Origin of the sequence: Kordia sp. (assembly GCF_965283645.1) — a bacterium.
In the GTDB taxonomy this organism is placed as follows: Bacteria; Bacteroidota; Bacteroidia; order Flavobacteriales; family Flavobacteriaceae; genus Kordia.
Window position 1 is genome coordinate 2,677,841 of sequence record NZ_CBDIPG010000001.1, and the last position, 12,540, is coordinate 2,690,380.

General features: G+C 33.8%; 11 protein-coding genes. 4 read left to right on the plus strand and 7 right to left on the minus strand.

The genetic code is table 11. The features are described 5' to 3' along the window. Nucleotides 1–8 precede the first annotated feature (8 nt). The 3 genes from ACQ654_RS11840 to ACQ654_RS11850 form a co-directional block, all read right to left on the minus strand. A complete protein-coding gene (locus ACQ654_RS11840; RefSeq protein WP_430410541.1) occupies nt 9–674 on the minus strand; it encodes a succinate dehydrogenase cytochrome b subunit in 666 nt (221 codons plus the stop codon). Between the two features lie 96 nt (nt 675–770). Further along, nucleotides 771–1,292, minus strand: a complete 522-nt coding sequence (locus ACQ654_RS11845) for a GNAT family N-acetyltransferase (protein ID WP_430410542.1) — start codon at nt 1,290–1,292, stop codon at nt 771–773. Between the two features lie 23 nt (nt 1,293–1,315). Further along, nucleotides 1,316–2,188 carry a hypothetical protein gene (locus ACQ654_RS11850; protein WP_430410543.1) on the minus strand — a complete coding sequence of 291 codons (873 nt, stop codon included), beginning with the start codon at nt 2,186–2,188 and terminating at the stop codon, nt 1,316–1,318. 214 nt (nt 2,189–2,402) lie between these two features. Between ACQ654_RS11850 and ACQ654_RS11855 the strand changes: the two genes are divergently transcribed. Continuing rightward, entirely contained in the window at nt 2,403–3,296 is an 894-nt protein-coding gene (locus tag ACQ654_RS11855) for a RimK family alpha-L-glutamate ligase (protein ID WP_430410544.1), read from the plus strand. Then, nucleotides 3,274–4,239: a succinylglutamate desuccinylase/aspartoacylase family protein gene (locus tag ACQ654_RS11860; protein ID WP_430410545.1), complete on the plus strand. Its 966-nt coding sequence runs from the start codon at nt 3,274–3,276 to the stop codon at nt 4,237–4,239. Before ACQ654_RS11855 ends, ACQ654_RS11860 begins: the two co-directional genes overlap by 23 nt. Nucleotides 4,240–4,602: 363 nt before the next feature. On the opposite strand, the gene ACQ654_RS11865 is transcribed toward ACQ654_RS11860, so the two are convergent. The 4 genes from ACQ654_RS11865 to ACQ654_RS11880 form a co-directional block, all read right to left on the minus strand. After that, nucleotides 4,603–5,037 carry a hypothetical protein gene (locus tag ACQ654_RS11865; RefSeq protein ID WP_430410546.1) on the minus strand — a complete coding sequence of 145 codons (435 nt, stop codon included), beginning with the start codon at nt 5,035–5,037 and terminating at the stop codon, nt 4,603–4,605. 549 nt (nt 5,038–5,586) lie between these two features. Beyond that, complete coding sequence (locus tag ACQ654_RS11870; RefSeq protein WP_430410547.1) at nt 5,587–6,492, minus strand: IS982 family transposase; 906 nt, start codon at nt 6,490–6,492, stop codon at nt 5,587–5,589. A 173-nt stretch (nt 6,493–6,665) separates the two neighbouring features. Next, entirely contained in the window at nt 6,666–7,958 is a 1,293-nt protein-coding gene (locus tag ACQ654_RS11875) for an aminopeptidase P N-terminal domain-containing protein (RefSeq protein WP_430410548.1), read from the minus strand. A 177-nt stretch (nt 7,959–8,135) separates the two neighbouring features. Beyond that, complete coding sequence (locus ACQ654_RS11880) at nt 8,136–8,720, minus strand: Crp/Fnr family transcriptional regulator (RefSeq protein ID WP_430410549.1); 585 nt, start codon at nt 8,718–8,720, stop codon at nt 8,136–8,138. Nucleotides 8,721–8,889: 169 nt separating this feature from the next. Here ACQ654_RS11880 and ACQ654_RS11885 point away from each other — a divergent pair, with 169 nt between their 5' ends. Beyond that, nucleotides 8,890–9,447, plus strand: a complete 558-nt coding sequence (locus ACQ654_RS11885; RefSeq protein WP_430410550.1) for a hypothetical protein — start codon at nt 8,890–8,892, stop codon at nt 9,445–9,447. 172 nt (nt 9,448–9,619) lie between these two features. After that, a complete protein-coding gene (locus tag ACQ654_RS11890; RefSeq protein ID WP_430410551.1) occupies nt 9,620–12,475 on the plus strand; it encodes a WD40/YVTN/BNR-like repeat-containing protein in 2,856 nt (951 codons plus the stop codon). Nucleotides 12,476–12,540: the final 65 nt, after the last annotated feature.

The window sequence follows — 12,540 nt, forward strand, 5'->3', positions numbered from 1 at the left end:
ATAAGTTTTTAGTGAGTTCCTGAAAAATGGTGGAATAATGCGATAAAAATAAATCCTGCAGGAATTCCTATAGAGTATACTTTGCTTACACCTTTTAGTGCTTTTGTGTATTTGTTATTAGCTCCAATTGATTGGAATGCTGAATTAAAACCATGTAATAAATGCAGTGCTAAAAACACAAACGCAACAACATATACAGCCACAATTATTGGGCTTTGAAAATGTTCTACAAGTTCGTGATAGTAACGTGTCGGATCTTCTATTTGTGGGTTGATATATTTTACCATCATTTCATGCCACCAAAGTTGCGACATGTGTACGATAAGAAAAGCTTCAATAAGAAGACCTGTCCAAATCATATTTCTACTCATCCAAGTAGAATTAGCGTTTCCGTTATTTTTTGCATAACTAACTTGTCGTGCTTTTCGGTTTTTCAACTCTAAAATGATTCCCATTGTAAAGTGAAATACAATTCCAATAATTAGGATTGGTTGTAAAATAAATTGTACCGCCCAAAACGTCCCCATAAAGTGCGACGCTTCATTGAAAGCGTTTTCACTAAACACAGAAAGGATGTTAATTGCAAAATGTTGTAAAAGGAAAAACATTAGGAAGAGTGCTGAAAGTGCCATTGCAAACTTTCTTCCAATCGAAGAATTTAAAATTCCGCTCATTATAATTGTGATTAATTATTTGTTACACAAATATACGCTTCACACAGAAGCTCTACAAATTTTAGTCCTTGTTTTAAAGTTTATTTAGAATGAGTTTTAATTAATTTCACGTTTCATCAAAAAGTCCGTTTGTTTCTCATTTCCCAATTCGAAAATATATGTATCAAACTGTTTGAAACCATTTTTTTCATAGAATCGAATTGCTCTAGGATTTTTTTCCCATACACCTAACCATATATAAGCTACTTTTTTGTGTGTTGAAATCGCTATTGCTTTTTCGCAAAGTGCCTGTCCCACTTTTTTTCCATGAAATTCGTTATAGACATAAATCCGTTCAATTTCAAGTGTGTTTTCTCTATTGATTTCACTTGGCGACTGTCTAAAATTAATTTTTAAGTACCCAATAATTATATCATCAAGTAGTGCAAAATAAAATTCAGAATGTTCACTTGCTAACTCAGTTTTTAATTTTTCTAAAGAAAAGTTATCTTCTACATATGCATTCAAATTTGCTGCACTATTCATGGAAGCATAGGTTTCAACAAACGTTTCCCGTCCAATTTTCTGTAATTGAGTTGCCTCTTGAATGGTTACTTTTTTGATTTTTAAATGGTGCATTTGTTAGCCGTATTGTAATTCTTTTAATTAGAAACTGAAGGAATTAATCCTCTGAGTCCCATATCTACAGGTTGTTCGCCAATTGCTGGCTCGTATTTTCCGTCTGCGTTAATTTCTGTCCATTCAAAACTATTGTTTACAGAAAAGGAAAGCGTTACCACAACATCTTCCGTTTCTTGTCCTGTAATTGTAAATTCATTTTCAAATTTTCCTGTAACTACACACGAACCTTGTGGCACTGGAGACGTTGAAAATAACGGATTCGGAACTGTGGTTGCTCCTGCTGGTGCTTGTCCTTGTGCGGTAAAACCTAAGGCTTCAAATGCCCAAAATCCTTGTAGTTTGTTTTCATTAATGTTGAATGTACTTCCGTTTACATCAAAGTTAGTAATGTAACTGTTGTAGCCAACAAAACTTGCCAACGTTCCTGTGATGTCGTTTCCATTTTGCAACAAATTGATGCTTCCTTCTTGATACGCCAATGAAACACGCACCCAATTATAGGTTCCTTGTGCAACTTCTTCCAAAGGAATACTTATAAAAATTTCGTCATTTCCTGCAAATTGTGCTGATTGAAAATCAATTGCCATAGTGCCACCTTGCGAAGTTTCTGCTCCTTTATAAATAATTTCTCCATTTCCTAAGAGTGTATTCGCGCTTGACGCAAATTCAATATAATTAGCACTCATTTTACTAAATACAGGCGATTGTGCCGCATTTCCAACAGAAATTATTGCTGGTTGTCCTAAATTATTCAATCGTTGTTGCGTTGCATCAAACTTAAACTTGATAATCATATTTTTTGATTCTAGGTTTGGCGTGCAACAATCTTCATCAGAAGCGCATGATGAAATTAATACTGCAAAAATCACAAAAATCCAACTATACTTTTTCATCCGTTTTTTGTTTAATGAATGTTATCAATATGAATTTATAAACGAATATAACGATCCTTTTATTCAAATTCGTATTGCTTTTACAAGATTACAACTTCACTATTGACTAAAAAACATCTTAGAAATCAATTATTTATCGTTTTTTTAATGCATGTTCACTTTTAAAGTAAGAAAGTTTACTTATTTTTAAAAAATCTTACTTTATGCTATACTAATGAATATTTATATTCTTTCAATCAACTCCCGAATTTATTCCACGAATAGGTTGTACCATGAAGCCGTTAAAAAAGGGCATACTGTCCGCGTTGTAGATCATACAAAATGTGCCGTAATTCTTGGTGATACGCCCAAACCACAAATTTATGTAGGTTCTGAAAACATTACACAAGGTGTTGATGCTATTATTCCTCGTATAGGAACTTCCGTTACGCGACATGGTGCCGCTATTGTGAAACAGTTTGAAATGAATGGTGCTTTTACAACAGCAAAATCACTAGGAATTATTCGTTCTCGAAACAAACTTCGTACGATGCAAATTTTGGCTCGAAAACGCATTCCTATTCCCAAAACATTGTTTGCGAAAGATACGTCTAACATTAAAGAACATATAAAGTTACTTGGTGGCGCGCCTATTATTATTAAGCTTCAAGAAGGAACACAAGGTTTGGGTGTAATGATTGCCGAAAGTAAAAAATCGGCAAAATCTATTATTGAATCGTTGTATAATATGAACGTAAATATTATTCTGCAAGAATTTATTGAAGAAGCCAACGGACAAGATATTCGCGTGTATATTGTTGGGAATAAAATTGTTGCTTCCATGATGCGAAGTAGTACAGATGAGGATTTTAGAAGTAATGTACATCGTGGCGGAAAAACGGAATCCGTAATTTTAACAGACTATGAACGAAAAATAGCAGTTAATACTGCAAAAGTGTTAGGTTTGCCTGTTTGTGGTGTCGATATTATTCGTTCCAATCGTGGACCATTGGTTATTGAAGCCAATTCGTCCGCAGGTTTGGAAGGAATTGAAAAGCATACAAAGGTGAATATTGCAGGAGAAATTATTAAATACTTAGAAAAGAATGTTCGAAAATTCGGAAAATAAAAACATTACTATTTACGGTGAAACTGTAAAGCCTGGCGAAGATAAATGGATTAAAATTCCTATTGATCGCTTACCCACGGGAACGATGATTGATATTCCAATATATGTATTTAATGCTGGAAAACCTGGCCCAACATTATTGGTACAAGGTGGTTTGCATGGTGATGAAATTAATGGTGTGGAAATTATTCGAAGAATGTTGTTTGAAGGTTGTTATAAGATTAAAAGTGGCGCTGTGATTGTATTGCCATTGTTGAATATTTTTGGCTTTATACATTTTTCACGACAAGTGCCTGATGGAAAAGATGTGAATCGTAGTTTTCCTGGTGTAAAGAATGGTTCGCTTGCCGCGAGAATTGCCTATCAAGTCACATATGAAGTGTTGCCACAAGTAGATTTTGGTATTGATTTGCATACTGGTGGCGGACAACGAAATAATCATCCACAGATTCGATATACTTCAGGAATGCCCGAAAGTAAAACGCTCGCAGAAGTGTTTAATGCACCTTTTTATTTTGCGACTTCGTTGATTAGTAAATCATTTCGAAAAGCGGCGCATAACCGAAAGATTCCAATTATTGTATATGAAGGTGGTGAAAGTATGCGTTTTGACGAATATGCCATTCGTGAAGGTATACAAGGTATTTTGAATGTGATGAAATACGCTGGTATGATTCACACAATTGATCCAATGTGGATTGAACGTGAAGGAAGCACATTGTTAACGAGTCATAAATGGTTGCGCTCGCCAACTGCAGGTATGTTTGTCCCGCAGGTATTGAATGGAAGTTCTATGAAAAAAGGAGCCATCCTCGGTTTTGTAACCGACACATTTGCCACGTATTGCAAAGAAATTAAAGCGCCGTATAATGGTTTTGTATTTTGCATTAACAATCAAGCAGTTGTGAATCAAGGTGATGCACTGTTTCATGTTGGTAAATAACCTTGTTATTTACCAATGCTCAACTTGTTTCAGTATCTCTTAAAACCTTTAATCACATTTAAATAAACTTCAAGTAAAATTTCGCCTGTTTTTTATACTATTTTCATTTTTTTCTTGATAAAAAAACGAAACAAAAAAATCAAGTTTGAGATAGGAAATTGCTGCGCACCGTTCGCACTTGAAGTTACATGCTTGAAGCTACGCTTCGCAATTCCACTTCGTCGCTCACTATTTCTTACTCAAACGTTTGAAACAACCTTTTATCTTTTTTAATAAACTTTACGAGAACGTCTTTGCGAGAACTTTTTTCAAGTTTGTGGTTAGCTGTTTGTTGGGAAAACGAATCGTGATCCTGAATCAAGTTCAGCATGACGTAGCGTCAGGAATTCCTGCTTTTTGCTCAATAATAGACTGAAACAATTTTTTAGTAATGGTTGATTTTCCCATTCCTGCCGTATCTTCTATAATTACTCTAGCATAATTGGGTAATAAATCTTTGGGATAACAATCAATTTTTATGTTAATCTCATCTCCAGAAATTCCTTCTCGACAGCTTACCGTTAATGGTTGGTATAAAATCTCCAAAGCTGTTTGCATATTTGGAAAAACCAACGTGTCAATCGTTAAAAACTTGGTGTAACGTCTTTCTAAATAATCACACAACTGCTCTTCAACACTCTTTTTATCAGTACTTTCTATTTTAAATTTTTTAAATATGGATTGTATTTTAGGCAATACTAAATCCTTTACAATAGGCAAAACTAAATTTGCAATTACTAATTCCTGGGAAGTGTCCATACTTTTTTATCGTTTTCTACAACGTTAAAAATAAGACAAAGATTACACCTAGACAATGAGGTTTTCCGTAAAGGGTGTTTTTTTAGCTACTTAAAAACTATAAATATTCATTATGAAACCGACTGTCATTCCGCACTTGATGCGGAATCTATATGTTTACGAAATGGGTTCCTGCCTTCGCAGGAATGACAATTAGTTGTACTGAACACACTTTTTAAAGTTCAGTAATCACTAAAAGCGGTTGTTTGATGATTAAAAGTGGTTCACTAAAGACTTTTAGCCCTTGTGATAATGGTTCAAAGCGGTTCGGAAGTGGTTTGTTGGGGTTCATGAACGACTTTTTGAGGTTGTTTATGGGGTCTGACCCCTTAAAGAACCGCTTTTAATGATTGTTTAACCAGGTAAAAACAGTAATGAACCGCATCGAAGGTATGTTGAATAGATAATAACCTTTAAAAGACCGCTTCGAAAGGTTATTTTAACGCTTATAAATGACAAACAATGGCTTTGAAGGATTAATCTAATGCTTCTAAATAACGTGAGTTCGACTTAACTTATTCCAATATTTGGGAGCATATTAGTAATTTTGATAGATGGTTTTTTAGGTATAAAACTATATGCTATTAATCCACAGACCAAGTTTGATATAAAATTATCTACCGACCTATGTCTTGTATGCTCAATATAACATACATTTTTTAAGATGTCATTTACAGATTCAATTACAGCTCTTTTTCTTAATAGTACTTTATCCATAAAATCCATTGCTTTTTTCTTCATATTCTTTCTCACTTTTGTTATTAAATGAATTCCATCTACAAATAATTTTTCAAATAAATCTTTTCCGAGATAGCCTTTGTCTCCATAAATTTTACCAAATATTTTATCATTGAATGATTTGTTTCTAAGAGGTTTTCTATCATCCACATTCCCTGGAGTAAGCATAAACTCGACTAGTTCACCTTTATCGTTACAGACAAGATGTAATTTAAATCCATAAAACCAACCTAAGGTTCCGTAACTTTTTTGAGCTAAACCAGCAAACACTTTATGTTGCTTTTCTCTTTTATAGTGACAGGATTTCAACGTAGTAGAATCTATAAATGAAATGCCAGTACAACTACCCAAACAATGCATTTTCATAAATACTCCTAGTGGTTGAACTACTTTTTTTTGAAGTTCAACAAAACGATTGTATGAAACACAATCGGGGAACTCATTACGCATATGTTTACACACATGATTTATATAGAAGTGCTTCAGATTTCGGTAAGATTTTAAATGAAAAATAACTAAAATAGTCATTACTTCTGCATCAGACATTTTACGCTTTCTTTTGCGTATTTTCTTTTTATTTGGGTCAAGAAGACTGTTTTTGGTAACCAAATCGTTATATTCTTTACTAAAATCGTCTAAAAGACAAAATATTTCAATAATTTTATTGTCAGTAATCATAGAGAAGTTCTTATTATTAGCTTGTTATTCAGAATATTAAGTTAATGATTCCTTCTCTATTTTACAAACAATTAAAACATCTTCTTAAGTCGAACTCACGTTAATTATGAGTTTTAAGTATATATGAGTATGAAAAACAGCTTCTTTGTATAGCTGTAAAAGAGATCTGAAAATTACGAATTCATCAAATCTTCAATTTCGTCTACTTCAATAGGAATGTCGCGCATTAAGTTAAATGGCTCGCCACTTTCTTGAATAACAACATCGTCTTCCAAACGAATTCCAAAACCTTCTGCTGGAATGTAAATTCCTGGTTCAACCGTAAACACCATATTTGCTTGCATTGGCTCTGTTAAAATTCCGTAATCGTGTGTGTCCAATCCAATATGATGCGACGTTCCGTGCATGAAATACTTTTTATACGCTGGCCATTCTGGATCTTCATTTTGTACATCGGCTTTGTCAATTAGACCAAGACCTAATAACTCAGAAGTCATTAATTTTCCAACTTCTACATGATAATCTGCCCAAATAGTTCCTGGAACTAACATTTTTGTCGCTTCATCTTTTACACGATTTACAGCATTGTACACCGCTTTTTGTCTGTCTGAAAAACGACCTGATACTGGAACGGCACGTGTCATATCACTTGCGTAATTAGCGTATTCGGCTCCAACATCCATTAGAATTACATCACCAGCTTTGCATTGCTGATTGTTCTCAATATAATGTAATACGTTTGCGTTGTTTCCAGAAGCAACAATTGGTGTGTATGCAAATTTCTTGGAACGATTTCTTAGAAACTCATGCATCAATTCTGCTTCAATCTCGTATTCCCAAACGCCAGGTTTTACGAAGTTTAATAATCTGCGGAAACCTTTATTTGTAATATCACAGGCTTGTTGCATCAAATCCAATTCAATAGGATCTTTTATAGAACGCAAACGCTGTAAAATAGGATTGCTTTTTGCTACACTATGCGCTGGATATTTGTCTTTTAACCATTTTGTAAAACGATCTTCACGTGTTTCTGTTTCTACATTTGCACGGTAATGTTCGTTGGTATTTATATAAACCGTATCGCATTGCGTCATAATTTCAAACATGATTTTTTCCATGTCTTGCAACCAATACACGGTTTTAATTCCTGAAGTTGCCAACGCAGCTTCTTTCGTTAATTTTTCACCTTCCCAAACTGCAATATGTTCATTGGTTTCCTTTAAGAATAAAATTTCTCGATGTTTCTCCTTTGGACAATCTGGAAATAATACCAAAATACTTTCTTCCTGATCTACGCCACTTAAGTAAAAAATATCTCTGTGTTGCTCAAAAGGCATGGTGCTATCTGCGCTAATTGGGTAAATATCATTCGAATTAAAAACAGCCAAACTACTCGGTTTCATCTGAGCCATGAAGTTTTTTCTATTCTTAATAAACAAGTTGCGATCTATCGGTTGGTATTTCATCTTAGAATTTTTAATTGATTTCCCTCAAAAATAATCAAACAAAAAAAGAATTTAGTAGCCAAATGGCGGATTTTTTTAAAGTATCAATTAATGTAACAATGTTTTGATTTGAAAATATAACGATTAATAAAGATGTTGGTGTGATGAATTATTCTGAGAAATGAACCTTCTTAACACCTAATTCACATGCTTCCGTATTCGACTCATATGTCGTGATGAAATTCCTAAGAAAGAAGCCAAATAATGTAGTGGAACTTCTTTCAATAGCTTTGGCTCGTTAGAAAGCAGTTTTTTATAACGTTCTTCAGGTGTTAATGTCAACAAATCAATTCGGTAATCGTCAATGCGATAAATTTGATTTTCTATTAAATTGTAATAAAAATGATGAAACGCTTTGTTATTTTTAAGTAAATGTTGAAAGCTTTTTTGATCGATCACAAACAAATCGCAATTACTAATAGCTTTTATATTTTTTCGTGAAGGAATTTGATGCATAAAACTTTTTAATGCCGCTGTGGCGGAATTTTTCAAAGCAAGATAGGTTGTTTTTTCTTCACCTTCCACCAAAATATTATGTTGTAAAATGCCACTCTCAATAAAGCAGAAATACTTGCAAACAGTGCCTTCTTCTACAAAAAGTGTATTCTTTTTTAAATGTACATAGTTGAATGTTTCCAAAATCACAGGAATATCATCATCCAAAGAATCATCCTGAATATAGGTTTTTAAATACGATTCAAAATTTGCAGTAGAAACGTTCATAAGTTCGCATGCTATTTTACAGATTCAAGTTCTAAAACTACCAAAATTTATACTTATATAGTATATTCCAGTATGAAAATAGTATAAAATCATGAGATGACTTTGATTTTGATAGCAATTCATATAAATTTAACCTGAACCAAATATAAGAGTTGGTTACCATAGAATAATGACAGAATTTTTAGATGTATTAACTTCATTTTGGCACAAGTGGATTATAGTACCTTCTTTCTTATTAGGTATAATTGGTTTTTTCTTTTTTACATATTCCATTAGTAATGAAACTATGCAAAGGAAAAAAACGAAAACAATTGGGATTACCCTTATGGGAATGCTAGCTTTTAATTTTTTGGTCAGTTTTACGCTGGCTTTTAGCTTAGAAACGCTTGTTAAAAAAGAAATAATTAATTTGTTAAATCAACCTGGATTAGTACTCAAAATAAATGATGAAGAACAAGACTCTGAATATACAAATCGTGTCATAAACGAGTTAAAAAAAATTGGAAATGCAACTCCAGAACATTCAAGACCTGAAGAAAAAGAAATAATAGTACAAATCGTGTCAAAGAATGACGCATTGACTTTGAGAATTATGAAAGATTCTAGAAGAAGATTCGAGTTTTGGATATATTTAGATAAATATAAATTCACAAAGGATAACGGTATCGGAAACAACATAAGCACAATGGTGTTTTTAAAATATTTTGGGAGCAAAAAACATTCGTGAATTCGTGGAAAAGAAAAGATTGTTAGATTTTTAGACTTGCTTAGCTTTTCATAAACTTGACAAATGAAATATAGTAAAGCTAAATTCTAACATCACTACTGTTAAAAAATCAAGTAAAATTTTGCCAAGTTTGCAACATTGAGTACTTTGAAAGTCTAAACCAAACCCAACCATGAAACCTAATATATTACTCTTCGTATTATCTCTTTTTTTAGTGCAAATTAGCTTTGCGCAAAGCAATCCTACTTCGGCTTCGCAAGTGCAAGAAGCATTGAATCAAAAAGCGAAACTTACACAAAGCTCAATTGTAAAAAACATCAAATTTACCAACATCGGACCAACTATTATGAGTGGTCGTGTGGTTGATTTGGCTGTAAACCCCAACAATACAACCGAATTTTATGTGGCATATGCTTCTGGTGGATTGTGGTACACAAAAAATAACGGAACAACATTTGAACCTGTTTTAGACAGTTCGCCAACGCAAAATATTGGTGATATTGCTGTCGATTGGAACTCAAAAACAATTTGGGTTGGTACAGGAGAAAACAACTCTTCGCGTTCATCATATGCAGGAATTGGAATTCTAAAAAGTACGAATAACGGAAAAAGTTGGGAAAATATGGGCTTAGTCGATTCGCATCATATCAGCCGAATCGTAATCAATCCAAACAACACAAATGAAGTCATAGTTGGCATATTAGGTCACTTATACTCACCAAATGCCGAACGCGGAATTTTCAAAACAACCGATGGTGGAAAAACGTGGAACAAAACATTGTTTGTAAATAATGATACAGGAATTGTAGATGTAGCGGTTGCACCAAACGATTTCAACATTCAATATGCATCATCATGGGAACGCGATCGTAAAGCGTGGGATTTTATTGGAAATGGAATCAATTCAGCAATCTACAAAAGTACAGATGCAGGAAATACGTGGAAAAAAATAAGCAAAAATGCAGGTTTTCCAGAAGGTGATGGCGTTGGACGAATTGGATTGGCAGTGTACGATGAAAACACAGTATATGCGTTTCATGACAGTCAATTTAGACGAGAAGCAACAGGAAAAAAGAAAAGTGATTCCAAAGCATTGACAAAAGACGACTTTAAAACAATGTCTTCTCAAACGTTTTTAAATCTTACCGATAAAAAATTAAACACTTATCTAAAAACAAACGGTTTTCAAGAAAAATACAGAGCCGAAAATGTTAAACAATTGGTCCGAAGCGGAACGATAAAACCTGTCGATTTAGCAAAATATCTTGAAAATGCGAATTCACTATTATTTGATACGCCAGTTATTGGAGCGCAAGTTTTTAAAACAACAAATGGTGGAAAATCGTGGAAAAAAACACACGAAGATTATTTAGATGATTTGGTATATTCTTATGGATATTACTTTGGAATGATTCGCGTAAGTCCAAAAAATGAAAATCATATATATATTGCTGGTGTGCCAATTTTACGTTCGCAAAATGGTGGAAAAACATTCAAATCCATCAATGGACAAAATGTGCATGCCGATCATCACGCGCTTTGGGTAAATCCAAACAATCCAAATCATTTAATCAATGGAAATGATGGTGGTGTAAATATTTCATATGATAATGGAGACAATTGGATTAAATGCAATACGCCTTCTGTGGGACAGTTTTACGCAATTCATGCAGACGAGCAAAAACCTTACAAAGTATATGGCGGATTGCAAGATAATGGTGTTTGGGTTGGTCCAAACAGTTACAAAGCATCTGTAAAATGGCATGAAGAAGGAGCATATCCATACAAGCGAATTATGGGTGGTGACGGAATGCAAGTTCAAGTAGACAATCGAAATCCAAACATCGTATACACAGGATATCAGTTTGGAAACTACTTCAGATTGAATCTTGAAAGTGGCGCACGTCAATACATTCAACCAAAACACGAATTAGGAGAATCTCCATACCGATTTAACTGGCAAACGCCGATTCATTTATCGGTTCACAATCAAGATATTCTATATTTAGGTGGAAACAAATTACACAGATCACTAAACAAAGGTGACGATTGGGAAGCAATTTCAGGCGATTTAACACAAGGTGGAAAAAAAGGAAATGTTGCATACGGAACATTAACGAGTATTTCTGAATCTCCTTTTCAATTTGGATTAATTTATGTTGGAAGTGATGACGGATTCATTCACGTAACGAAAAATGGCGGCGGCGATTGGCAAAATATTTCAAGCGGTTTCCCGAAAGATTTATGGGTTTCGCGCGTAATTGCTTCTGCACACAAAAAAGAACGTGTATATGCAACACTAAACGGCTATCGTTGGGACGATTTTACAAGCTATGTGTACATGTCAGATAATTATGGACAAACGTGGAAAAACATTGGAAACGGAATTCCTGATTCGCCAGTAAACGTAATAAGAGAAGATCCAGAAAATGAAAATATACTATATGTTGGTACCGATAATGGTGCGTATGCTTCTTTAGATATGGGGAAAATGTGGCAACCTTTTCATAACGGATTGCCAAATGTTGCCGTACATGATATTGTAGTGCAAAAACAAGCAAAAGACTTGCTTATAGGAACGCATGGACGCTCAATTTACAAAGCTAATATTGGTGTTTTACAACAGCTTAATGAAGAAATAAAAGCAAAAGATATATATGTGTTTGATACGAAAAGTGTGCGTTACCGTTCATTTTGGGGATCAACGTGGAGCAAATGGTTAGAAGCGCGTGTACCTGAAAAAGAAATCTATTTTTATGCAAAAAAACCTGGTATTTATGAAGTTTCTGTTTCTACAAATGACAATACAGAATTAACTACATATGAAGTAAATGCTGATACAGGATTCAACACATGGACATACGATTTGAGCATTACCGAAAAAGGACGTAAAAAATACATAGATAAAAACAAAGACGCTTCCATTCCGAAAAAGAAAAACGGTGCATATTACTTGCCAAAAGGAACCTATACTATTGAAATTTCTGGTTATGGTGGAAAAGGTGCAACAAATTTAGTAATTGAATAATCTATAAATTAGCTACTTTTTAGTTGCGTATGCTGAGCTTGATTTAAGATCACGCAAGAAGCTAA